Here is a 24,387-nt window from a genome sequence, read left to right as displayed (position 1 = left end):
TATGGCGTATGATCTTAGCTTGAATCGAATTCAAACCTTATCTCCTGCATTAGCAAACCAAATTGCTGCGGGAGAGGTAATTGAACGTCCTGCATCAGTGGTGAAGGAACTTCTAGAAAACTCCATTGATGCAGGTGCGACTGAATTAATCATTCGAGTCGAACAAGGCGGTAGTACGCTGATTGAGATTATCGATAATGGCAAAGGAATTCATCCTGAGGATCTGCCGCTTGCGGTCATGCGTCATGCGACCAGTAAAATTCAAACTGCTGAAGATTTACATGCAATTATGAGCTTAGGTTTTCGCGGAGAAGCCTTGGCTTCCATTGCTGCTGTTTCGCGCTTGACCTTGACCAGTAGTCGTGATGATTCAGGAATTGGTTATCAGGTCGAAGTAAACGGCACGGCCTTTGATCATCAAGAGATTCAAGCTGTTGCTACTCAGCAAGGCACACACATACGTGTACAAGATTTATTTTTTAATGTGCCAGCAAGACGAAAGTTTTTAAAAAAGCCAAATACGGAATTTGGTCACATTGAAGAAATCGTACGGCGCTTAGCCTTAACGCATTTCGATATTCGGATTGTGCTGGAACATAATGGTACTATCCGTTTAAATTTGCCTGTCGCAGACAGTGGTCAACTCAGATTTCAACGTGTACAGCAGCTTTTAGGCCGACAATTTACGGAAAATGCGTATTGGATCGATGCTGATAGTGTCAATATGCGCTTATCAGGATGGTTAGGTCATCCTTCTGATGCTCGAGCACAAAGTGATTTGCAGTATGTGTACGTCAATGGTCGTATCGTAAAAGATAAAACAATCTCTCATGCTTTGCGAATGGCCTATGATGGCATCTTACATGGGCATCAACATGCAGCTTATTTGTTGTTCTTAGAAGTTGATCCTGAATTTATTGATGTGAATGTGCATCCGACTAAGCATGAAATTCGTTTTTTGAATCAACGTGAAGTACACGAATTTGTACGTCATTTTGCCAAAGAAACATTGTCGCAATTTCAGACTGCGACTGCGGATTTAGCCCAAGCTTTAAAGCTTGATCAAGATGTCATCGCACCATCAGTTCAGCTACCACGTTATCAAGAGCAATTTAATTTGCATCAAAATGCTCAAGCATCGCCCCCTATGTCCCAGACGTTGCAGGAATCGAGTCATGAGGGGTATTTAACAGATTTTAGTGTTAAACAGCCTCAATCAGTTCAATATAGTGCGCCGAGCCAGCCTTATTCAAATTCTAATATCAGTAATGCACTCAAATCTTATTTGGCACCTTTGAAAGATACGTCATCTAATTTTGAAGTTCCTCATGATGCTGAGATGGAATCAACATCGTCTAGAGTTGATGAGTTCCCCTTGGGGATTGCAATTGCACAACTTCATGGAATTTATATTCTGGCGCAAAATTCTGAAGGTTTGATCATTGTGGATATGCATGCTGCGCATGAGCGAATCTTGTTGCAGCAAATGAAATCTGCTTGGGATAAACCTGAATTTTGGACATCACAGCAGTTGCTTATTCCAAAAGTGATTTCAATTACACGTATGCAAGCCACGCGTATCGAAGACCTTAAGCCTCAGTTGGCGCGGCTTGGTTTAGAAATTGATCAATATGGCGATGAGCAAGTGATAGTGCGAGGTGTGCCTGCTATTTTGCACAAAGCTGATTTTAATGCATTAATCCCAGAACTTTTGAATGATCTTGATCCCAATAATGAGGCCAGTGCTTTACAACAAAAAAGAGACCATATCTTGGCAGGGATGGCATGTCATGGCGCAGTGCGTGCGCATCGAATGTTAAGTATTTCTGAAATGAATGCACTGTTGAGGCAGATGGAACAAACTGAGTTTGCAAGTCAATGTAATCATGGACGACCGACTTGGAGAGCTTTTCCACTTAGTCAATTAGATAAATTATTTGCTCGAGGAGAGTAATTGTACATGTCAAATCAAATGCCAGTCATCAACTTAATGGGGCCGACTGCGAGTGGGAAAACTGCTTTGGCATGCGAGCTATATGAGCGCGGTAATTTTGAAATTGTTTCAGTGGATTCTGCGTTAATCTATAAGGACATGGATATCGGTTCGGCAAAGCCATCAAAAGAAGAGCAGGAACGATATCCACATCACTTGATTGATATTATTACACCGCTCGAGGTTTATTCGGCAGCTCAATTCGTTGAAGATGCATCGCTGCTGATTGATGAAATACATTCACGCGGTAAGACCCCAATTTTGGTGGGTGGGACGATGTTGTACTACAAAGCACTGTTGGAAGGCTTGGCAACGAATCTCCCTAATGCTGATGAAAAGGTACGTCAACAAATTGAAAATGAAGCCATGGCATTGGGTTGGGAGGGCGTCTACGAAGAGTTAAAACGTGTCGATCCTATGGCAGGTGAGAAGTTTAAAATGAGTGATCGTCAGCGCATTATACGCGCGCTAGAGGTCTATCGTCTGACAGGTCGACCTATCACTGAGCTTCAAGCTGAACAGCCTAAAAAACAGCCATATCGTTACAATTTTCATAATTATGCGCTATTACCTGATCGTGTAGAATTGCACAAAAGAATTGAACTGCGCCTAAAAATAATGTGGGATATCGGTTTTTTAAATGAGGTGGAGTATCTGATTGAAAAATACGATTTAAACGATAATTTGCCATCGGCGAGATCTGTTGGATATCGCCAAGCTTTAGATTTTCTTAAAAATAGTGATAGAAGTCTCAAATCTAAGCAAGATATGGAAGACAAGTGTTTGTTTGCAACACGACAACTTGCTAAACGTCAATACACTTGGTTACGTTCTTTGCAAGAAGCGCACAGTTTTCAAACTTTTTTGACGATAAAGCAAGCTCAAGAAGACTTGCGAAACTTATATGGATAAAGCAAAATTTACTCACTATCTTTTTTATAAATTTTAATTGAAAAATAAAGATAGTTTTTTTGCGCTGATTTTATTTTTTGGAGTATAACATGTCTAAAGGTCAAACTTTACAAGATCCGTTCTTAAACTCTCTCCGTAAGGAACGTATTCCAGTTTCAATCTTTTTAGTCAACGGTATTAAATTACAAGGTCATATCGAATCATTTGACCAATACGTTGTATTATTAAAAAACACGGTAAGCCAAATGGTTTACAAACACGCTATTTCAACAGTTGTACCTGCACGTAATCCACGTCCTGCTGGTGCTCCTGCAGGCGCTCCTGCTGGTGCTCAAGGCGGCTTCGGTGGTCAACAAGGTGGCTTCGGTGGTCAAGGTGGCTTCGGTGGTCAAGGCGGCTTCGGTGGTCAAGGTGGCTTTGGCGGTCAAGGTGGCTTTGGCGGTCAAGGTGGCTTCGGTGGCGGTCAAGGTTTTGGCAGTCAAGGTGGCTTCGGTGGTCAAGGTGGCTTCGGTGGTCAAGGTGGCTTTGGTGCGACTTCTACACCAAACTTTGATGGCGAAACAAAATTTGATGATGCTCAAGAAGACGAAAACAATCGTTAATTTTTGAGTAATCAAAAAGGCACCTGATGAAGGTGCCTTTTTTATGTGAACAGCCAAAAAATTAAAGCCCCCATAGTGGAGGCTCTTAATTAACAAAAATTAGTTTTGGTTGGGTTGTTTAATTTCAACGTATGTACTTGCGCGAAGCTCTCTTAACCAGCCATCTAACTCTGCATCAAATTGACGGTCACCAAGAATTTGGCGCGCTATGCGTTTTTGCTGTTCCTGAGTCATGTCTTGCTGACGTGCATCAGTAACTTGCAAAATATGCCAACCAAACTGTGTTTCAAAAGGTTCACTGACTTCGCCAATTCTCGCAGTCTGCATTTTTTGATCAAACTCTGGCACCATCATACCTGGTGACACCCAACCTAAGCTACCACCATCACGTGCAGAGCCTGGATCATTAGAATAAGTTGCAGCAAGAACTGCAAAATCATCACCTGCCTTTACACGGCTATAGATACTGTCAATAGTGTGTTTGGCATTTTCAGGGCTCACCACTTCAGAAGTCTTAATCAGAATATGGCGAGTTTGGTATTGTGGCACAATTGTCTTTTTCTCATTTGACTTGCGCTCTAAGAGTTTCAACAAGTGGATGCCATCTCGAGCCTGAATTAAATCAGTAGTATTGCCTGGTGAAACTAAAGCGATACTCGATGCAAGTTCTTCTGGAATATCTGCGATTGAGCGCGAGCCCATATCTGCACCTTCAACTTTAATTGTAGATGTAGAAAATTGTTTCTGTATCGCATCTACATCATTCGAAGCTTGAAGTGCATCTTGAACTTGTTGCGCGACTTGAGTGAGTTCTTGTTGAGAGGCTTCACCAGAAATTCTGAAGTGAATCACGTGAGCTTGAGTACCCACAGCAGCTTGACCTTCCGGTGATTTGAGGAAGTTTTCAACATCTTGGTCGCTGATTTTGATGCGTGACATCACTTGTTGTTGACGTAAGCGCTGAATAGCAAGATCATCAGCGACTTTAGCACGTAGGTTTTCATAAGTGCCCGGAGCCATACGGTCAAGCTTTTGCTGGAAGTCTTCAAGGCTATTACTGTTCGACTGGCGAGCAACATTAAGCACAGCATCATTTAAAGTTTTTTCATCAACTTGAATGCCATAGCGTTTTACTTGTTCAAGTTGTGCATTTTGGATGATGAGTTTATTCAGAGCTTGATTTTCAAGTACCTGAAGTGGTGGTACATCCTGTTTTTGAGCTTTAAGCTGATGTTGTAGCTCAGCGACACCTTGTGCAATGTCACTTTTTAAAATGGCACTTTTGCCAACAATAGCAACGATTTGATCTGATGGGTTTGCATAACTTGACACTGATGCAGAAATAACAAGTGCTAACGCTGAAGCTTTAAAGAGTTGTTTTAAATTTTGCATCTTCATTAATTTGTCCAATTTTGTTTAACTTTATCGAAACCCAAGATTCGATTTTCCAGTAAAGAGCTTAACTTACTGTTTAAGCCACCAAGTCCTTTAAGTGTAAACTCTGCCATTACAGCACGTTTTTGTTTGGTGTCTGGTGCATTAACATCATCTAAGTCATTGTAATAAGAGCGACCATAGACCGAAACACCCCAGCAGCACGACTCATAATTAATACCTAAAAGGTACTCGCGTGCAACACTGTTGTCTAGATCATATTGCATATGACCCATCAAATTCCAATTACCTTTCACAGGTTGTATAAAGGATGCTGTAACTTGGTCATAGTGGTCTTGACGATCTTCAAGTCGCTTACGATTAAAATAACCAAAGTTGTATAGGTTACCTTGATCACCTGTGTAATACACTTGTAGATCACGTTGAGCATTATCTCCGTTAGACATCCACATTGAGTTTGCATTCACAGTAAAGTTCTGTGAAAGCTGGCTGGCAATGCTGATCACAGGACCAGTTTGACGCTCAGTATTAAATGGGTCATTTTGACTATTATTCAAAGTCACCTTACGGTCTTCAAAATAGTAACTTTGTCCGATGCTGGCACGTAAACGTTCTAATCCGATAGTATCAAAGAGGCTGTAACTTACCCCGAGTGATAAGAAGTTATTATCTTCTAGGCGGTCATGACCGTAAAAGCGACGTGGATTAAAGAGTTGATCGTAATTCAGGGACGCTGCGGTTGAGTCAAAGTTTGGTGAACTGTTTTGATTTCTATGTGGTGCATAAGCATAGAATGCACGTGGTGTGATGGTTTGTAAGAATTTTCCATCTTTTTCAAAGATAAGACCAGCATCTAAAGTAAACTCTGGAACTATAACTGCATTGTCTTTGGTATTTTTTCTTTGTTCTTCGGTGATACGATCAATCGTATTTTGATCAAAGAAGGTATTTATAGAGCGAACTGATGCTTGAGGTATAAAGAATGACCATTGATTGCGGAAATTATATCGAGCAGAAAACTCATTATAAAGACGTGTACCACTTGGTTGATAAATGGTGTCCATATTTGAGTTGTCTGAAGCATTTAAGTCATTAATATCTTTTTGGAAATATGCTGTATCGTTATTAAATTCATATTCCAGTCCTTGCGGATTACCAGTGATATAATTGACGAGCAATTGCGGTAGTCGTGCATAGGGGCGATCAACATCATCAACATCAGGGTCTAGCGTCTGGAAGTCTTCAACTTTGAGTTGCGCGCGTAACCCTGGAATTCCATTCGCGTAATTAAGATCCCAAGCGCGGCGTTGGTTTAACTCTGTTCTTGTATTCGGATTGCTGTCTAGATCTGCAAAGAAGTCTTTATCAGAAACATAGTTATATTCTAGGTTGGTCGTCCATTGGTCATTGATTTTCCAATTGTGCAAGAGGTGTAAATCTTTACGATCTTCATCATCATATTTACGATCTTGTGCTAAATAACCACCCCAAATACGACCGCCACCATATTGTTCAGTCAGATATCTGAACTCACCCTCAGCCATCAATCCACGACCGCCAATGAAGCGTGGAGTGATAGTCGCATCATAATTGGGTGCTAAATTGAGATAAATTGGCGCTTCAAGTTCTAAACCACCATCGTTTGTATAACCAAAACCTGGGTTTAATAAGCCAGTGGTACGACGATCATCAATAGGGAAATTGAAATATGGCACAGCCAGCACTGGTGTGTTTTTAATATATAGTTTAGTGCCTTTGGTCACGCCACGCCCAGTGTCTTGATTTAACTCAATCGAATTGGCTTGAATCTTCCATGTTGGGCTTTGCTCAGGTGGACACGTGCTATAAGTTGCATTCTGAAGGAGTAAAATATTGGGTGAGGTGCGCTCAATATTTTCTGCACGACCATGCCCATGTGTCGCTTCTGAAATATAAAAGTTGTTATTGAGGCGTCCCGTTTGGGTTTTTAAATTGTAGTCAATTTGATCACTTTGAGCCAATAAACCCGCTTGTGCTAACTGTACATTGCCAGAAGCTTTGGCATGGGTTTGAGTATTGTCAATTTTAATCTTATCTGCACGAACCATACGACCTTGCTGATCGATGATGACATTGCCTTCTAATTCTGAATCACCATTTGGATTGTAATATGCACGATCAGCGGTGATGATCGATGTTGCTTGCTCAGGATCAACTGCTTTAGTATCAGGGCTGATAGGTGTCAACCAAGTTTGAGCACAAAATTTCGAGCTTGGGGACAACGTGCTACGTTGTTGCGCTTCGGCTGAATTTTTATTGACATAATATTGATCAAAGAAGCGCTGACCAGGGTAGCTTTCTTTAATTGCAGTTTGAAGTGCTTGATTGTCCACCTCAGTTGTACTGTCTTTAGAGTCGGCATAACTTGAGACTGTGCTACCACACAATAAGGTTAAAATAGCAGTCGCCAAAGGGCTGAAAGTAAACTGATGCTTCATTTATATCATTAACCAAGTATGCAAATTGCAATTAATTATTGTCGCATCATAGAGAAAAAACGGATTAGTGGCTACACTTAGCACTTTAAATATTCAGCCTGTACTAGAATTTATAGCAAATGAATACACAACGTGAACAATTGATACATACGTGGGTGCAATCTGTACTTCAATCAGAGCAGTTCGAAATAAAATATTTAGCAGGCGATGCCAGTTTCCGTCGCTATGCGCGAATCACCTTGAATAATAAATCATTTATGTTAATGGATGCACCTCCAGAAAAAGAAGATTGTGTACCTTTTGTGACGATTGATGAATTCTTTGATCGTCATGGTGTTCGTGTTCCACATATTGTTGCAAAGGATTTAGAGCAAGGGTTGTTGCTTCTTGAAGATTTTGGGGATGAGCTTTTAGCGAACCATTTAAACAATGACACGGTAGATCAGCATTATTTACAGAGTTTTAAACAACTCATTCAATTACAGTCTATTCATGGTGTGGATCAGTTTCCAGAATATAGTTACGAAAAATTAATCAGTGAAATGGAGTTATTCACAGATTGGTTGCTTCCATCACTAAATATTCGATTAAATGCTGATGAACAAGGTTTGATTAAGCGTACTTTTGCGATATTGGCAAATGCGGCTTTAGCTCAACCACAAGTGATTGTTCATCGAGACTTTCACAGTCGTAATCTCATGTTGTTGAATAATGAACAAGAACAAGGCGTAATTGATTTTCAAGATGCGGTAATCGGTGCGGATACCTACGACTTGATTTCAATTACACGTGATGCATACGTGCAATGGCCTCCAGCACGTGTAAAACAATGGTTTAAAACCTTTTATGAATTATTACCAGATGATTCAAAAATTGATCGTGATTTAGAGCGCTTTATTAAAGATGCTGACTTCATGGCGATTCAACGCCATTTAAAGATTTTAGGTATTTTTGTGCGATTGTTTGAACGTGATGGAAAGTCGGGCTATTTAAAAGACCTGCCTCGTGTCATGTGGTATTTACTCGAAGAGTCGAAGCCTTACGCTGAACTCACTCCATTTATTCAATGGGTTGAAGATAAAGTGCTTCATGCATTTGAAGCCAAGTATGGTCACTATGAGGTAGTAGCTGCATGAAAGCCATGATTTTAGCAGCCGGTCTGGGTAACCGTATGCGTCCCTTGACGCTTTATAAACCAAAGCCACTGTTGGAAGTGGGTGGGAAGCCTTTAATTGTATGGCATATTGAAAAACTAAAGTCGATTGGTGTTAGTGAAATTATTATTAATTCGGCATGGCTAGCAGACAAATTGATCGGTGCTTTAGGCGATGGTTCTCAGTTTGGTGTGAACATTCGCTGGACGCGTGAAGATGAGGGTTTGGAAACAGCTGGTGGAATCATCAATGCTTTGCCCTTGTTGGGTGAAGAACCATTTATCCTCGTCAATGGGGATGTGTGGACTCAGTTTGATTTTGCTCAGTTGCTTGAGCTTGATTTACAAGAAGATCTAGCGCACTTGGTACTTGTACCAAATCCACTACAACATCCTCAAGGTGATTTCACACTATTAGATGGTCGTGCTTATACTTTTGAGCAAGAAAAAGAGGGCGAAAATCTGACTTATAGTGGTATTGCGGTGATTCATCCTCGTTTATTTGAAGGTCTAGAATGGGGCAAGCGTCCTTTAGCACCTTTGCTTAAAGATGCTATGCACAACCACAGAATTTCTGCTGCAAAAATGGCAGAAACGTGGGTGGATGTGGGTACTCCAGAAAGGTTGATGCAGTTGGATCAGCAAATTCGAGAAGGACAATTTAACTAACTGAGTATTCACTAAGCGTTAAATAGTGTTCCACGATGCATAAAACGGTATACTTTGATTAATTTTATTGAGATGTTTACTGTTTATGCATCCTTTTTTTCATGAGTTACAACAAGGTAGTCAAAAACTAGGTTTATCACTCAGTGATGAAGCGTTGAATTTATTATTAAAATATCAAGATGCGCTTGTATTGTGGAATAAGGCGTACAACTTGACCGCAATTCGTGATCCTAAAGAAATGTTAGTTAAACATTTGTTGGATAGCCTCAGTATCTTGAAAGACTTGCCTGAAGGGCGATTGCTTGATATCGGTACCGGTGGTGGTATGCCGGGGATGATCATCGCGCTATGTCAACCTGCGCGAAGCTGTGTGCTTCTGGATTCGAATGGAAAAAAAATTCGTTTTCTCAAGCAGTTTATTGCTGATCTAAAACTAAAAAATGTTGTGGCAGTTCAAACTCGAGTAGAGAAAGAAGAGAGTATTAATGAACTGGGTAAATTCGATGTAATTACCAGTCGTGCTTTCGCCTCACTGACAGATTTTATTACTGCTTCTCGTCCTTTTATGCATAAAAACAGTGTTATTGCTTCTATGAAAGGTTTAATTCCTGCTGAGGAAATTGAAAACCATAAAGATGAGTTGAGTTGCGAAATTATTGAGCTTCACGTTCCTCGTTTAGATGAACAACGTCATTTATTGCTACTTAAACAAATTTAAAAATTCTAGGGATTGGGGTTACCATGGCTCAAATTATTGCTATTGCGAACCAAAAAGGTGGCGTAGGTAAAACCACGACTGCTGTAAATTTGGCTGCATCATTAGCAGTGCTTAAAAAGCGAGTATTGTTGATTGATATGGACTCTCAAGGCAATGCCACTATGGGTTCAGGTATTCAAAAGAATGATCTCTTATACTCAGTAACTGATGTTTTACTGGGTGAAGTGCCAATTGAAACAGCCATCACTAAAGCTGAAGTTGGATATCGCGTACTTGGCTCCAATCGTGATTTAGCAGGTGTTGAATTAGCCATTGCTGAGCAAGACGGTCGTGAATTTATTCTGCGTGATGCGATCCAACAAATTGAAGATAAGTTTGATTACATCATTGTGGATTGTGCACCAAGCTTAAGTTTGATCACGGTAAATGCATTGGCTGCTGTTAAAAGCGTGATCATTCCAATGCAGTGTGAATATTATGCCTTGGAAGGTTTGGCGGATTTAACACAAACGATTGATCGTATTCAACAAGCGTTAAATCCTGATTTAGAAATCATTGGTGTATTGCGTACCATGTACGATGCTCGAAATGCGCTGACACGTGATGTGTCGGATGAGTTGGAGCAGTATTTTGGTAAAAAATTATACGAAACGGTTATTCCTCGAAATGTGCGTTTAGCGGAAGCGCCAGCACATGGGTTGCCGATTATTTATTTTGAAAAAAGTTCTAAGGGTGCAGTGGCTTATTTGAATCTTGCTGCTGAAATGTTAAAAAAAACCAAAGTGAAAAAAGGAAGTAAAGCATGACCGTGAAGAAAAGAGGCTTAGCAAAGGGTCGTGGCTTAGATGCGTTATTGGGCTCTATTCAAAAAGAAAAATTACAATTAGAAGCACAGTCATTAGATCATGGTCAGCTCAAACAGGTAGATGTCAAACTTCTTAAACGTGGTAATTATCAGCCGCGACGCTTTATTCATGAAGAAGACCTTCAGGAATTAGCATCTTCTATCAAAAAGCATGGCATCATGCAGCCGATTGTCATTCGTCCAATTGAGGATGATGTACATCAATATGAAATTATTGCAGGGGAGCGCCGTTGGCGAGCAGCTCAAATCGCTGGACTAAATGAAGTTCCTGCAATTGTTCGTGATTTGTCAGATCAAGTTGCAATTGCGTTGGCATTAATTGAAAACATTCAACGCCAAGATTTAAATCCAATTGATCAAGCTATGGCATTGCAGCGTTTTCATGAAGAGTTTGGATTAAGTCACCAAGAAATTGCTGAAACGGTGGGCAAGGCACGTACTACAGTAAGTAATTTATTGCGCTTATTAAGCTTAGCGGATCCGATTAAAGACCATATCCAACAAGGTCAATTAGATATGGGGCATGCGCGTGCAATATTGACTTTGCGTGCAAAAGACCAAATTGAAATTGCAAAAATTGTCATTGAAAAAAACCTTTCTGTTCGTCAAACAGAACAGTTAGTGCGTGATTTTAATGCACCAAAACAGGATAAGCCAAAACCATCAATTTCAGCTGATTTAGAGCAACTGACTCAGCGTCTTTCTGAACGTTTCAGTGCAGATGTTAAAATTGATCACAATAAGCAAGGTAAAGGTAAGCTTGTGATTCATTACCATTCACTTGATGAGTTAGATGGTATTCTAAATATCTGTTTAGATGAAAAATAATTAATTTAAAAGCAGTAAATGTGATTTATTTAGATGAGTTTGAGATTTAAGTCATTTAGGTCTCAATACTCCAATTGAGCTAAGGTTTACTTTGATCATTCCATACAATCAGGTCATTGATTTTAGAGTGGGGCAGACTTTAGCATTCGATGTTCGAATTATGTATGATTAAATTGCATACGTGCTGAATCTGTTTAGGTGTTTAAGGATACCGTACCAATTAGAGGTTGTGAGTGAAGCAAGATTTTAAAGTTTATATGCGTTTGTTGAGTTACTTAAAACAGTACTGGACGATTGCATTGATTGTTGTATTTGGTTTTGTGCTGAATGCCGCGACTGAAGTTTCTGTTGCGAAATTATTAGAGCATATTATCAATGCCATTCAAGAACAGGATCGAAGTTTCACGAACTTATTCCCATTTTTGGTTGTGGTTTTGATGTTTGTACGAGGAGTGGGGCTATTTCTAGGTGGATACTACACTTCGGTGATTTCTCGAAATCTAATTTTTAATATTCGCCAAGAAGTTTTTGCTAAATTAATGCGATTGCCGTCGCAATATTATTTAGATAACACTAGTGGTCATATTACTGCCAAAATTATGTACAACGTTGAACAGCTGACTGCTGCCTCAACGGAGTCATTAAGAACCTTATTACAACAAGGTTTGATCACCATTGCGCTGTTAGGATATTTGTTCTATTCCAACTGGCGCTTGACTTTATGTATTTTGATTTTTGCGCCATTAATCGGTTTGTTGATTAGAAAAGCTGCTAAACGTATGCGTAAGCTGTCTACTCAAGTGCAAGATACGATGGGTGATGTAAACCATGTAGTGCAAGAAACCGTGAATGGTAATCTGGTTGTTAAAGGGTTTGGTGGACAGGCATACGAGCAAACTCGTTTTAAAGAAACCTCACTCGAAAACTTGCGTCGTGGTTTAAAAATGGTTGCAGTACAACAATTAAATAGTCCTGTTGTACAACTTATTATGGCGATCGCTTTAAGTATTGTGATTTGGATTGCTTTAAGACCTGAGATATTACAGGATACTTCAGCGGGTCAGTTTGTTGCGTATATTACTGCAGCCGGTATGTTGAGTAAGCCGATTAAAGCTTTAACCGATATCAATGAAAAATTACAGCGAGGAATGGCTGCAGCACATTCAGTATTTGAATTATTGGATATGCCTGAAGAAAAAAATGAAGGGCAGTTAAAACCACAACTCAAAGGCAATATTGAATTTAATCAGGCAAATTTAACATATAGCGATGGTTTTCATGCCATTCATGATTTCAATTTAAATGTTAAAGCTGGGCAGACTGTAGCGTTGGTGGGGCGTTCGGGGGCTGGTAAGTCTTCTTTAGTTAACTTATTGGTTCGTTTTCAAGAATTAAGTTCAGGGTCAATCAAATTCGATGGCCATGATATTCAAGATATCGAAGTAACAGCGTTACGCTCACAAGTGGCTATGGTCAATCAGCAAGTCGTGCTGTTTAACCGAACTGTTCGTGAGAATATTGCTTATGGTCAGTTACAAGATGCTTCGGAAGAGCAGATTATTGCTGCTGCGAAAGCTGCTTATGCCCATGACTTTATTATGGCACTGCCTCAAGGCTATGACACACCATTAGGTGCTCAAGGTTTAAATTTATCTGGCGGACAAAGACAGCGTATTGCAATTGCTCGCGCAATCTTAAAAAATGCTCCAATTTTAATTCTTGATGAAGCGACAAGCGCATTAGACAATGAGTCTGAATACTTTATTCAGCGTGCTTTTGATGCAGCTATGCAGGATCGGACAACGATTGTCATTGCACATCGATTATCAACGATTGAGAATGCAGATCTTATTGTGGTAATGGATAAAGGTCGGATATTAGAGCAGGGAACCCATCAGGAATTACTCGATTTGCGTGGTGCATATTTCCAACTGCATCAACGTAATTTTGAGGAATAAGTTATGTCTATTGCGCAGGTCATTCAAAACGCTTGGAATAAGCAATCCAAGTGGTTGATTGTATTGCGACCCCTGTCATTGCTTTATCGATTAGGATTTTTCCTAAACAAAGCCTTGTATCAATGTGGTATAAAACCTATTTATACTGCACCAGTTCCTGTCATGGTCATTGGCAATATAACGGTAGGTGGCAGTGGTAAAACACCGTTATTAATTCAATTGGTTAAATATCTTCAACAAAAAAATATTCGAGTTGGAGTAATTAGTCGAGGCTATGGTGGTAAAGGTCCTTTTCCTGCAAGCGTGAATCTCGATTCTGAGCCAAATGAAGTGGGTGATGAGCCCTGTTTAATTGTGCAATCTACTGGCGTGCCGATGGTCGTAGGTGGGCAACGACAGAAAAGTATAGAGTTACTTCTCTCTCAGCATCAACTTGATTTGATCATAAGTGATGATGGTTTGCAACATTGGGCACTTGATCGTCAATTAGAATGGATTGTGCTGGATAACAATCGTGGTTTGGGCAATCAGAAACTGTTGCCAGAAGGCTTTTTGCGTGAGCCAGTAGCACGGTTATGCAGTGGTACAGTAATTGAGCATGCTGAACAACCAAGTTCAGATCTGTATATGCAATTACAAGTCGCAGCGCCGTACTTGTTAAATCCAGTCGAAGATCAAGTTGAATATTTTGCCACTGATTTGAATTATTATGCGGTCGTAGGTATTGGGTTCCCGCAACGGTTTTATAAAACCCTTGAAAGTATGGGCTTAAAGCATTTTCAGTGTCATGAATTTCCTGATCATTATGATTATCAGATTGATGATTTACAATTTGAAGATTCAAACCCAATCATCACCACTGAAAAAGATGCTGTGAAACTCCTCCCTTTGTTAAAACAACATCCAGAATTTAGTCGTGAAATTTGGGTGGTTCCTGTTGAAGCAGCTTTATCATCAGCTTGTTATGATTTGCTGGATCAACAGCTTGCAAAACTTGGTATCGTAAACACATAAGGAATATCCATGAAACATATTGTAATACCTGCTCGCTTTGCAAGTTCGCGGTTACCTGGAAAACCACTCCTTAAAATACACGGGCGTGAAATGATTTTACGTGTGGTAGATCAGGCGCGAAAAGTGACTGGGTTTGATGATTTATGTGTTGCTACTGACGATCAAAGAATTGTTGATCTTTGTAAGGCAGAACAAATTGATGTTGTGTTGACCAGTGCAGAACACCCTTCTGGAACCGACCGATTGAGTGAAGTTGCACGAATCAAAGGTTGGGCGAGTGAAGATATTATTGTAAATGTGCAAGGTGATGAACCATTATTGCCTGCATCTTTAGTCCAACAGGTTGCTTCTTTGTTAGAGCAAAAGCCTGAATGTTCAATGTCCACTTTGTGTGAAGTGATCCAAGAATTAGAAGAGTTTAAACGCGATAGTATTGTCAAAGTCGTCATGAGTAAGTTCAATGAAGCGCTTTATTTCAGTCGTGCAACCATTCCATATGATCGTGATGGATCAAAGCAACAACCTCAGATACTACATCGAAAAGCCTACCGACATCTTGGTTTATATGCCTATCGAGTGAAGTTGCTACAAGAGTACGTGACATGGGATCAGGGAGATCTCGAGGTTTTAGAAAGCCTTGAGCAACTGCGTGTTTTAGAAAATGGTCATCGAATCGCAATTGATGTGGCAGAGGTGAGCTTACCACCAGGTGTGGATACGCAACAAGATTTAGACCGTCTTAATGCAATGCCTATTTCTCATTTCCAATAGTACAGATTAGTCAATGACTCAGACTCAGCATGTTTATCCTTGGCAACTTAACGTATGGAGCACACTGACTCAGCGGTTTCCTCAAGTAGGTCATGGATTACTTTTTTATGGCAAAAAAGGCTGTGGTAAAGAAGCTTTTACCCAGCAATTTGTTACTTGGCTGCTATGTTTAGATAAGCAGCCAAATCAACCTTGTGGTCAGTGTTCAAGTTGTTTGTGGCTAAAATCAGATACTCATCCAAATTATGTTTACGTCACGACGGATGAGGACAATAAGAAACAAAACGCTAAAATTAAAATTGAGAAAATTCGTGAATTACAGCCATTCGTGCAACAAACCGTCGATGGTTGGCGGGTTATTGTGATCGAACCGGCGGAAGCGCTCAATATCGCATCGTCAAATGCTTTATTGAAAACACTTGAAGAACCAGGTGAGCGTGTTGTGATTATTCTTTTGGCGGATCATTATTTAAAATTACCAGCCACTATACGAAGTCGCCTACAACATTACGCCTTAGATCGGCTGACTGATGATCAAGCCAATGCATATTTGAATGAACATTTGAATGCAGAGCAGCAGACTTTGAGCTCACTGTTGCTTAACCTTTCGAATGGTATGCCTTTAGCTGCTATTGAGTTGGCCTCAAGTGAATGGTTAACTCTGCGAAGTGCGTTTATAAATGATTGGTATCATTTGGTCAGTCAAAAAAATATGCCAATGCAGTACGCCTCTAAATGGAATAAGCAACTCAACTTTTCCGAGTTGATTGTTATGTTTGAGTACTTATTAGCTGATCTTGTTGCCTATAAAATGGAACAAAATGTAAAAAATAGCGATTTAGACTTTAGTTTGTTGGCTGAGCAATATCAATTAGAGCAATTATTTGATATTTATAACGATGTGCATCAAGCAAAACAAATGGTTGAGCAGAATGTTCAATCAAATTTAATTGTTGATCAGCTTTTTATAAAATTAATGAATGTTCAATAATCATGTATGAATACAGGGGATAGAGATGCAGCCACGTCAGGGCGGTTTATTACAAGTCAATATTAATGATCGCGAAACTCTGCAATCCAGTTATATGCCTTTTGTTGAGGGTGGTGGATTATTTATTCCAACCAAACATCCAGTCAAAATGGGTGAAGAGATTTTTATCTTGGCAACACTTCCTAATCAAACCCAAAAAATACCAATTACGGGTAAGGTGATTTGGATTTCCTATAAGCAATCAGGCATTAAACCGCAAGGTTTTGGATTGCAGTTAACTGGAGATAAAGGAGCCTATTACAAAATGGAAGCAGAAAAAATACTCGCTGGAAGTATGTCAACAGCACGCGCAAGCTTTACAATGTAGGTTCTGACTTAAGAAATTAAAAGGTGTCCTTGTGTTTGTAGATACACACTGTCATTTAAACATGCTCAATCTCGAACCTTACGAGGGAAATATCGATTTAGCAATTCAGCAAGCGATTGATGCTGGTGTCACAAAAATGATGGGGATATCGGTTGATTTAGATGATCATATTATTCTGTCAGAAATTGCAGCTCGACACGAAGGAGTAGGCTACAGTGTTGGGGTGCATCCATGTGAAGATCCAGCAGTCATGCAGCGTGCTACTGTTGAAATTTTGGTTGAATTGGCGAGTAAAGATAAGGTCTGGGCAATTGGTGAAACGGGTCTAGATTATTATCACAGTACTGAATTTGTTAAAGAACAAAAAGAATGTTTTGCACGACATATTCAAGCTTCACAGATGGTGAAAAAGCCAGTGGTCGTACACACACGCTCATCTAAAAACGATACGATAGATATTATAAGAGCTGAAAAGTCGACACACGGAATTTTGCATTGTTTTACTGAGGATTGGGATACGGCAAAAGCGGTTCTAGATTGTGGTTATTACATTTCATTTTCAGGAATAGTATCGTTTAAAAATGCTCAGGATCTACGTGATGTGGCCAAGCAAGTTCCATTAGATCGACTATTAATTGAGACTGATAGCCCTTATTTAGCACCAATGCCATATAGAGGAAAGTCTAATGAACCAAAGTATGTCCCATATGTAGCCAAAGCATTAAGTGATGTATATGATAAGTCAGTCGAGGAGATTGCCTTTATTACAACGCAAAATTTCGAGAATCTTCTACGAATGCAGTAAAAATTTAATACGGAAAATAGAAAGAAGAGAGTTTATAGAGTGAAGATGGATCGTCAGGCTCAGTTTAGAGCGAGAGAAGCATTAATATTTCAGGTCGCAGAACAACTTCTTTTGGAAAACGGCGAAGCGGGCATGACATTGGATGCATTGGCCGCTGAGTTGGATTTGGCAAAAGGAACACTCTATAAGCACTTCCAAAGTAAAGATGAATTGTACATGTTGCTCATTATTCGTAATGAGCGCATGTTATTAGAAATGGTTCGAGATACTGAAAAAGGATTTCCTGAACATTTAGCTTTTTTTATGTTGCACCATTTGCATCATCCAGAACGTACTGTACTCTTTCATCAAATTGAAGAGCGATTGTCTACAACCGGTCAGGGTATTAATCATTTGTTTAATGAAATGTATCAGATTCGCAAAAGTAGACTCAGAATTATCATTCGTATGACAGAAAATCATCTAGCATCCATTCAAAGTAAGATGAGTTCTCGGGATTATCTAGCATCCATTTGGTCGATTACTCATGGTGGTGCTGCGATATTAAACTCGAGTTTCTATCAACGCTATTTAGGTTGTCGAGATACGTTAAGGGTTGCTTTAATTGATCAAGCGTTGATGATGCCTAAACAGATTAATTTGACAGAATCAGTGGCCTAATATGCAATCTCTAGATCACCGTCAAGGCGGATTTACTTTAATCGAATTGATGGTGGTCATTGTGATCATCAGCATCATGGCGGCATTGGTGGTGATGAATATTGGTGGGATTGATCAACGTAAAGCAATGCAAGCTAGAGAGGCTTTAATATTAGATTTAAAACGTATTCATCGAGAGGCTGTTGATCAATCGTTAGTGGTTGCATTGGTGCCACAATGGAATGGTGATCAGTTTCGCTATACATTTCAAAAATATAATGATTTAACTCGTCCAGAGCAGACGCTTGTATCGAATAATAATCGTCAACCTTCCACTTGGGTTGAAATGCCAGAGTTTTCTGCGAGAGAGCTACCTGCAAAGGTTTCATTTCAGATCGAAAGTAGCGACTATAGTTTTGAAAATGCAACTAATGCAGACTTGATGAATAATAATGCACCGAAATTAATTTGGTTGGGCAATGGCGAGGTTAAACCTGTCACAATTCAAATGTATTATGAACAAAAAGCAATTGGTGATCTTATTCAAATAGATTACTTGGGTAAAATCGATGCGGGTGCTTAAAGGATTTACCTTGATTGAGGTTGTGGTGGCTTTGGCTATTTTTGCTGTAGCAGCAATGTCATTGACGAAGGTGGCTATGCAGTACACACAGGCGACTGCGAATGCAATTTTAAGAACAAAAGCACAATTCGTCGCACAAAATGAAGTCGCTGCAATGCAAATTAGTGGTGAATGGCTAGAGGGAACTCAATCGAAGCAAATTACCTCTCAAGGTCTAAGTTGGCAAATTGATAAAAAATCAGAAGCGACTATTAGCCCAGATGTTCAGAAAATAGAAGTGCAAGTGAGTCTATATAACAATGATTTAGGTAAAGTTGAATCAGGTGTCACCACCATGGTGTTTTATAACTATCCTATCAGAGAGCAATCCAACTCATGATAAAGAGTAAACAACAAGGTTTTACCTTGGTAGAGCTTTTGGTTGCCATAGCCATCTTTGCAGTATTGTCTGCTTTAGGATGGAAAATTTTTGATTATTTAAATAAAGTCAAAGATCGCAATGCGGTGCATGAGCAGCAGCTTCTCAGTTTGCAAGATAGTTATTTACAAATGCAAAGAGATGCTTTGCAAATTGTACCGCTGACTGCCAATATCGCAGGACAAATCCAACCTGCATTTTTACTGGATGATCAGTCTGTACAATTTAGTAAGGCAGGGGTCACAGACCCGCTGAAACAGGGTTTGTCTCCATTTGAGAGAATAGAATATCGTTATAATGCGCAAGATCGAAAAGTTTATCGTTTAAAGTATCCCAATCTGAATGTTCTTCAAACAACTCAACCTTTATCCAGTGCGATCCTAGAAAATGTGGATGATTTTCAAATCACGATTTTGAACCCGAATGAATTGAATTCGTGGCCGGAAGCATCAACAATAAGTTCTAATAGTAATGATGCTCAAGATGGTGTTGCTCGACTATTGCCTAAAGGTATGCGAATTAGATTTAAGCAACAAGATGTTGAATACGAGTGGATTTTCAGTTTGCTTAATACTGACTATTTAAAACCGACATCTAATCAATAATCATTAGGAAAATGCATGAAGCAGCAAAAAGGAATCGCCCTGATTACGATTTTAATGTTAGTCGCTTTGGCAACTATCATTGCTGCCACGATTGCCCATCGTCAATATAATACCAGTGAAAATACGGCCTATGTGATTCGTCAAAACCAAGCACTGTATTATGCAAAAAGTGCTGAAGCTTTTTTCTCAGAATTATTGGTTCAAGATGCTAAATCCAATTCAAAATCAGATAATCTTCTAGAAACTTGGGCTCAACCGATGCCACCATTCCCAATTGATGGTGGTTATGTTGCAGGGCGAATTATTGATGAAACGGGTAAGTTTAATTTAAACAGTTTGGTCAAAGATGATGGTGTGCCGAATGATAATGCGGTGAATTACTTTAAGGGATTATTATCAAAGCTTGGTTTACCAGAAGAATTGAGTGAAGCGGTAATTGATTGGCAAGATCAAGATGATTTGACGATTGGCGCGATGGGGGCAGAGAGTAATTATTATTTAAGTTTAACGCGTCCTTATTTGCCAGCGAATGGTCCTTTTCATAGCGTGGAAGAGTTGAAGCAAGTGCGAGGATTTGAAGGTGATAAGTTTTTATTGATAAAACCTTATGTTACAGCGATACCTTTAAAAGAAATTAAAATTAATATTAATACAGCACCAGCGATGATTATTGCTGCTATAGACCCAAGTTTGGATGTGCAAAATGTACAGCGTGATTTGGATCAGAAAAAAGCCAATGGTGAATTTTTTGAGTCCGTAGATCAGCTATGGGAACTCAACACTCTAAGTCAGTTAAGTGGAGAAGCAAGAAGCACAGCAAAAAATAATTTTGATGTTAAATCTGCATTCTATCGAGCAGATATTGAAATCATGCTATCTGATCGAAAGCGATATTTTTCGAGTTATCTGATGCGTGATGAAGATAAGGTTTATGTCTTCTCAAGAAGTTTGGCACCTCTTCAAACCAATTGATTAAATTGCTAAACTATTAATTTAAACAAATTGAATGATAGCTTTTATTTTTTTTGTTTTTAATACGTTTTGCCAATTGCTTAAAACGTTAAAATTAATGATGAGTTGTGTGAATATGCACTATAATCATTTTAATCCATGATTTTTTATTGCTCTGACATATGTTAATTCGAAAATTATTTAAGTTTGAAAACGCGCATATTGTGCGAAATTGCACATCAGACCGCTGTAAGCGTTCAATTCATGGTCATAGCTATAAAGTCGAATTATTATTGAAAGCCTCAAAGCTAGATCATGGTCAAATGGTCTATGATTTTGGTTTGCTGAAAGGTGTGATCAAAGAACTTTATGATAGTTTTGATCATGCGATTTGTTTTTGGCAAGAGGATTCAGCTGAATATATTCAAGCATGTAAAACTTTTAGTGCGCGTTGGGTTTCATTGCCAGTTTCACCTTCTGCTGAACAATTTTCTCGAATTTTCTTTTATTTGGCAGAACAAGTACTGAAATCAACTATCACGCAAAATGGTGAAGGTGATGTCGAAGTCTATTCAGTGATCGTGCATGAAACTGACACAGGCTATGCGCAAAGTTTTGCTGAAGATATCGTAAATGAACAAATGGGCTTATTGGCGCTTGATCAAATCGTATTCTCAGAACAAATTCAAAATGAATGGTCTGATCCTAAAATGTACGAACAATTGAAACAAGGATTCACTTTTAAGAACCCAAGTGTAGATTTACAAGTAAAACTTTAAAGCTGTGATTGATTTAGGGATGAACACAATGCAACTCACCGAACAAGAATTAAGTCAACTGAATCAAGTTCGGTTAGAGGATGGTTGGAAGTATGCTTTAGCAGATTTTCTGCTCAGCGATAAAATGGATCAGCTGAAAGCTTTTCTCAAATCTGAATTACAGGCGAATAAGGTGATATACCCACCTAATTCCCTTATATTTAATGCGTTCAACACTACACCCTTAGATCGTGTAAAGGTTGTGATTCTCGGTCAAGATCCTTATCACGGTCCAAATCAAGCACATGGATTGAGTTTTTCAGTGCAAAAGGGTGTTGCATTACCGCCGTCTTTGCGTAATATCTATCACGAACTCAGCACTGACCTTGGAATAGCGCCTGCCAAGCATGGTGATTTAACCCAATGGGCTGAAGAGGGTGTCTTGTTGCTGAACAGTGTATTGACTGTTGAAGCGGGCCAGCCGACTTCACACCAAAAGAAAGGTTGGGAAGATTTTACCGATGCTGCGATAGATGTTCTAAATGAGCAACGTGAAAAGATCGTTTTCATTCTTTGGGGTGCGTACGCGCATAAGAAAGGTCAACGAATTGACCAAAATAAGCATTTGGTCTTAAAAGCAGCACATCCATCACCGTTGGCAGCAAACCGAGGTGGTTTTTTTGGGTGTAAAGTTTTTTCAAAAACAAATAATTATCTTAAACAAAATGGCATTGAGCCAATTAAATGGCAGCTGGAAGCATGACAATATCTCCTGAGACGAATCAATATCATCCTGACTTAATTGTTGAAGAAGCACAGAATGGATGGAGAGTGGTTCGATTAAATCGTCCAAAATCTTTACATGCACTTGATGAATCTATTGTGACGGCTTTATTGGCTGTTTTTGAAAAGTTTCATCATGATGATGCCGTTAAAGCGATCTGGTTTGATTCAACAACACCTAAAGCTTTTTGTGCCGGTGGGGATGTGCGCAAACTCCGTCAGTTGGTCATCAATAATGAAGTTGATGCGGCAAATAAATTTTTTGAACAAGAATACGCGCTAGATCTTTTGTTGCATAACTACGCTAAGCCGATAGTCGTTTGGGGTGAAGGTTATGTGATGGGTGGTGGGCTTGGCTTATTTATGGCTGCACCATTCAGACTGGTTACACCTTATTCGCGTCTTGCAATGCCAGAAGTGAATATTGGTTTATATCCAGATGTTGGTGCTAGTCGTTTCTTGGCAGATCGTGGTCCAATTGGTCTATTTACAGGTTTAACTGGATCGATCATGACTGCGGCAGGAGCTTATGGTATCGGTTGGGCGACTCATATTTGTGATGCTCAGCGTGATGTTGTTTTACAAAAGTTGATCAATATCGATTGGGATCATTATCCTGCTGGCGATTTTAGGGCATTAGATGACACTTTAAATAGTTTGCATCGACCAGTTTCTCCAGGGCCACTGCAAATCTCGTTAGATGTGATTCACAGTGTCTGTCGCGGTGCAAACTTTGAAAATGACTACGAAGCAATCATCGGGTTAAGTGATGCACGAAGTGATTGGCTAAGACAAGCCAGTGAAAATCTGGCAAAAGGCTCACCGAGTACGGCTGCGATTACTTGGTTGTTATGGCAATGGGGGCGTCAAGTTCATCCTTGGCAAGAAGTATTTGAACTTGAAACTCAAATTTCTGATTGGAAAATTAGACATCCTGATTTTGTTGAGGGCGTGCGTGCGCGTTTAGTGGATAAAGATTTATCTCCTGAATGGACACCTGCAGAGTCTATGTCCTTAAAAGGAATTTTAGGTGCGCACCCACCAGTTACAAATATCGAGACCTGGAATAACTTGTTAAAACAGTACGGTATTATCTAATTTTGACTGAAATCCAATTTGATACTGAAGATCTAAAATGGATGCAGCGTGCCTATGAGCAGGCTGCATTCGCAGCTCAATTGGGAGAAATCCCTGTTGGAGCTGTCATTGTGAGTCAGGGAAAAGTGATTGGTGAAGGATATAATCAACCCATCCTGAGTCATGATCCAACTGCTCATGCAGAAGTGGTCGCACTTCGCCAAGCATGTAATCAAATTCAGAACTATCGTCTACCAGAAGATGCAACCCTTTATGTAACCCTTGAGCCATGCACGATGTGTGTGGGGGCTTTAATTCATGCTCGAGTTCACCGTGTTGTATTTGGTACTTTAGAGCCGAAAGCGGGTTCTCTGGTCAGTGCGCGACAGCTATTGAATAATCAAGGTTACTACAACCATATATTTGAATTTGAAGGGGGCTGCATGCAATCAGCGTGTGCTCATCAACTTTCAGAATTTTTTAAATTCAGACGAGAACAAAAAAAACAACAGCGTGTACGACAAAAAATAGAAAATAATCAGGAATGATTGCTATTGTTGATTGTGGAAAAATTGACATAATGTATTGTCAGTATGAAGCGGACTCAATGAAAAGGAATAAAAATGAATTCAATCCAAGTTAAACAAGAATTTAACCAGCCTATAGGTCGTGTATTTGAAGTTTTGTCAAAACATGCGACTTATAATGATGTATTTGCACCGATTCAGGTTGTACGCATTAAAGATGCAGCTGATCCGAGTCGTCCTGATGGGATTGGATCAGTACGAAAAATGGGATTAGGCCCAATAAAGCCAATTCAAGAAGAAATTACTGTACTAGAGCCAAATAAGCGTATTGAATACAAAATTATCAAGAATCCATTAATCAAACATCATCTTGGAATTATTGAATTTAAAGAGCTTTCAACAGCTAAAACTTTAGTCACATACACGATCGAATTACAGGCAAGAGCACCATTTGTGAGCAAATTAATTCTTGCACAACTCAAACTTGCTATTACACTTGGTTTTAAGAAATTAGCAAAACGCCTTTAA

26 protein-coding genes are annotated in these 24,387 nt (G+C 39.5%); 24 read left to right on the top strand and 2 right to left on the bottom strand.

The window, feature by feature from the left end; genetic code table 11:
• Position 1 precedes the first annotated feature (1 nt).
• The 3 genes from mutL (at position 2) to hfq (ending at position 3,507) form a co-directional block, all read left to right on the top strand.
• Positions 2 to 1,954 (top strand): DNA mismatch repair endonuclease MutL, encoded by a 1,953-nt coding sequence (gene mutL, locus AC1M9M_RS01875; protein WP_481595450.1) that lies wholly within the window; start codon positions 2 to 4, stop codon positions 1,952 to 1,954.
• 6 nt (positions 1,955 to 1,960) lie between these two features.
• Positions 1,961 to 2,905, top strand: a complete 945-nt coding sequence (miaA, locus tag AC1M9M_RS01870; RefSeq protein ID WP_481588362.1) for a tRNA (adenosine(37)-N6)-dimethylallyltransferase MiaA — start codon at positions 1,961 to 1,963, stop codon at positions 2,903 to 2,905.
• 89 nt (positions 2,906 to 2,994) lie between these two features.
• The gene (gene hfq, locus AC1M9M_RS01865) at positions 2,995 to 3,507 is read left to right on the top strand and encodes an RNA chaperone Hfq (RefSeq protein WP_481588361.1); all 513 of its coding nucleotides are present in this window, start codon (positions 2,995 to 2,997) and stop codon (positions 3,505 to 3,507) included.
• Between the two features lie 99 nt (positions 3,508 to 3,606).
• Here the strand turns inward: hfq and AC1M9M_RS01860 are convergent, their stop codons facing one another.
• Together AC1M9M_RS01860 and AC1M9M_RS01855 are read right to left on the bottom strand one after the other, a co-directional pair.
• On the bottom strand, positions 3,607 to 4,905 hold the full coding sequence (locus AC1M9M_RS01860; protein WP_481588360.1) for a peptidylprolyl isomerase: 1,299 nt from the start codon (positions 4,903 to 4,905) through the stop codon (positions 3,607 to 3,609).
• A complete protein-coding gene (locus AC1M9M_RS01855) occupies positions 4,905 to 7,379 on the bottom strand; it encodes an LPS-assembly protein LptD (protein ID WP_481595449.1) in 2,475 nt (824 codons plus the stop codon). Before AC1M9M_RS01855 ends, AC1M9M_RS01860 begins: the two co-directional genes overlap by 1 nt.
• Positions 7,380 to 7,498: 119 nt before the next feature.
• On the opposite strand from AC1M9M_RS01855, the gene AC1M9M_RS01850 reads away from it, so the two are divergent.
• The 21 genes from AC1M9M_RS01850 to AC1M9M_RS01750 all read left to right on the top strand — a co-directional run bounded on the left by AC1M9M_RS01850 (position 7,499) and on the right by AC1M9M_RS01750 (position 24,387).
• Positions 7,499 to 8,515 (top strand): aminoglycoside phosphotransferase family protein, encoded by a 1,017-nt coding sequence (locus tag AC1M9M_RS01850; protein ID WP_481595448.1) that lies wholly within the window; start codon positions 7,499 to 7,501, stop codon positions 8,513 to 8,515.
• The gene (murU, locus tag AC1M9M_RS01845; RefSeq protein WP_092766212.1) at positions 8,512 to 9,201 is read left to right on the top strand and encodes an N-acetylmuramate alpha-1-phosphate uridylyltransferase MurU; all 690 of its coding nucleotides are present in this window, start codon (positions 8,512 to 8,514) and stop codon (positions 9,199 to 9,201) included. Before AC1M9M_RS01850 ends, murU begins: the two co-directional genes overlap by 4 nt.
• A gap of 85 nt (positions 9,202 to 9,286) precedes the next feature.
• On the top strand, positions 9,287 to 9,919 hold the full coding sequence (gene rsmG, locus AC1M9M_RS01840; RefSeq protein ID WP_481595447.1) for a 16S rRNA (guanine(527)-N(7))-methyltransferase RsmG: 633 nt from the start codon (positions 9,287 to 9,289) through the stop codon (positions 9,917 to 9,919).
• 23 nt (positions 9,920 to 9,942) lie between these two features.
• Positions 9,943 to 10,725: a ParA family protein gene (locus tag AC1M9M_RS01835; RefSeq protein ID WP_035264598.1), complete on the top strand. Its 783-nt coding sequence runs from the start codon at positions 9,943 to 9,945 to the stop codon at positions 10,723 to 10,725.
• Positions 10,722 to 11,612, top strand: a complete 891-nt coding sequence (locus AC1M9M_RS01830) for a ParB/RepB/Spo0J family partition protein (protein WP_035264597.1) — start codon at positions 10,722 to 10,724, stop codon at positions 11,610 to 11,612. The genes AC1M9M_RS01835 and AC1M9M_RS01830 overlap by 4 nt, the downstream gene beginning before the upstream one ends.
• Before the next feature lie 233 nt (positions 11,613 to 11,845).
• Entirely contained in the window at positions 11,846 to 13,570 is a 1,725-nt protein-coding gene (gene msbA, locus AC1M9M_RS01825; RefSeq protein ID WP_035264595.1) for a lipid A export permease/ATP-binding protein MsbA, read from the top strand.
• A 3-nt stretch (positions 13,571 to 13,573) separates the two neighbouring features.
• Positions 13,574 to 14,584 carry a tetraacyldisaccharide 4'-kinase gene (gene lpxK, locus AC1M9M_RS01820; protein ID WP_481595446.1) on the top strand — a complete coding sequence of 337 codons (1,011 nt, stop codon included), beginning with the start codon at positions 13,574 to 13,576 and terminating at the stop codon, positions 14,582 to 14,584.
• 9 nt (positions 14,585 to 14,593) lie between these two features.
• Complete coding sequence (kdsB, locus tag AC1M9M_RS01815; protein WP_481591157.1) at positions 14,594 to 15,355, top strand: 3-deoxy-manno-octulosonate cytidylyltransferase; 762 nt, start codon at positions 14,594 to 14,596, stop codon at positions 15,353 to 15,355.
• Positions 15,356 to 15,368: 13 nt separating this feature from the next.
• A complete protein-coding gene (locus AC1M9M_RS01810) occupies positions 15,369 to 16,346 on the top strand; it encodes a DNA polymerase III subunit delta' (RefSeq protein WP_481591156.1) in 978 nt (325 codons plus the stop codon).
• Positions 16,347 to 16,371: 25 nt separating this feature from the next.
• The gene (locus tag AC1M9M_RS01805) at positions 16,372 to 16,713 is read left to right on the top strand and encodes a PilZ domain-containing protein (protein WP_481595445.1); all 342 of its coding nucleotides are present in this window, start codon (positions 16,372 to 16,374) and stop codon (positions 16,711 to 16,713) included.
• A gap of 31 nt (positions 16,714 to 16,744) precedes the next feature.
• Positions 16,745 to 17,518: a TatD family hydrolase gene (locus AC1M9M_RS01800; RefSeq protein ID WP_180027681.1), complete on the top strand. Its 774-nt coding sequence runs from the start codon at positions 16,745 to 16,747 to the stop codon at positions 17,516 to 17,518.
• Between the two features lie 45 nt (positions 17,519 to 17,563).
• Complete coding sequence (locus AC1M9M_RS01795) at positions 17,564 to 18,178, top strand: TetR/AcrR family transcriptional regulator (protein ID WP_035264575.1); 615 nt, start codon at positions 17,564 to 17,566, stop codon at positions 18,176 to 18,178.
• Position 18,179: 1 nt separating this feature from the next.
• On the top strand, positions 18,180 to 18,740 hold the full coding sequence (locus tag AC1M9M_RS01790; RefSeq protein WP_481595444.1) for a pilus assembly FimT family protein: 561 nt from the start codon (positions 18,180 to 18,182) through the stop codon (positions 18,738 to 18,740).
• Positions 18,727 to 19,119 (top strand): type II secretion system minor pseudopilin GspI, encoded by a 393-nt coding sequence (gene gspI, locus AC1M9M_RS01785; protein ID WP_035264570.1) that lies wholly within the window; start codon positions 18,727 to 18,729, stop codon positions 19,117 to 19,119. The genes AC1M9M_RS01790 and gspI overlap by 14 nt, the downstream gene beginning before the upstream one ends.
• Entirely contained in the window at positions 19,116 to 19,763 is a 648-nt protein-coding gene (gene gspJ / locus AC1M9M_RS01780; protein WP_481595443.1) for a type II secretion system minor pseudopilin GspJ, read from the top strand. Before gspI ends, gspJ begins: the two co-directional genes overlap by 4 nt.
• Positions 19,764 to 19,778: 15 nt before the next feature.
• Positions 19,779 to 20,735, top strand: a complete 957-nt coding sequence (gspK, locus tag AC1M9M_RS01775; protein ID WP_481595442.1) for a type II secretion system minor pseudopilin GspK — start codon at positions 19,779 to 19,781, stop codon at positions 20,733 to 20,735.
• A gap of 161 nt (positions 20,736 to 20,896) precedes the next feature.
• Positions 20,897 to 21,493, top strand: a complete 597-nt coding sequence (locus tag AC1M9M_RS01770) for a 6-pyruvoyl trahydropterin synthase family protein (RefSeq protein ID WP_180027682.1) — start codon at positions 20,897 to 20,899, stop codon at positions 21,491 to 21,493.
• Positions 21,494 to 21,521: 28 nt separating this feature from the next.
• Positions 21,522 to 22,235 (top strand): uracil-DNA glycosylase, encoded by a 714-nt coding sequence (gene ung, locus AC1M9M_RS01765; protein ID WP_179998212.1) that lies wholly within the window; start codon positions 21,522 to 21,524, stop codon positions 22,233 to 22,235.
• Positions 22,232 to 23,353: an enoyl-CoA hydratase/isomerase family protein gene (locus tag AC1M9M_RS01760; RefSeq protein WP_481595441.1), complete on the top strand. Its 1,122-nt coding sequence runs from the start codon at positions 22,232 to 22,234 to the stop codon at positions 23,351 to 23,353. The genes ung and AC1M9M_RS01760 overlap by 4 nt, the downstream gene beginning before the upstream one ends.
• A gap of 2 nt (positions 23,354 to 23,355) precedes the next feature.
• Positions 23,356 to 23,880, top strand: coding sequence for a tRNA adenosine(34) deaminase TadA (gene tadA, locus AC1M9M_RS01755; RefSeq protein ID WP_035264563.1), 525 nt, complete (start codon positions 23,356 to 23,358; stop codon positions 23,878 to 23,880).
• Between the two features lie 75 nt (positions 23,881 to 23,955).
• Complete coding sequence (locus tag AC1M9M_RS01750) at positions 23,956 to 24,387, top strand: SRPBCC family protein (protein WP_481595440.1); 432 nt, start codon at positions 23,956 to 23,958, stop codon at positions 24,385 to 24,387.

The organism is Acinetobacter sp. ANC_7503 (assembly GCF_056780035.1).
The sequence above is the reverse complement of the archived record's forward strand: the minus strand, read 5'-3'. Positions and strand labels throughout refer to the sequence as shown.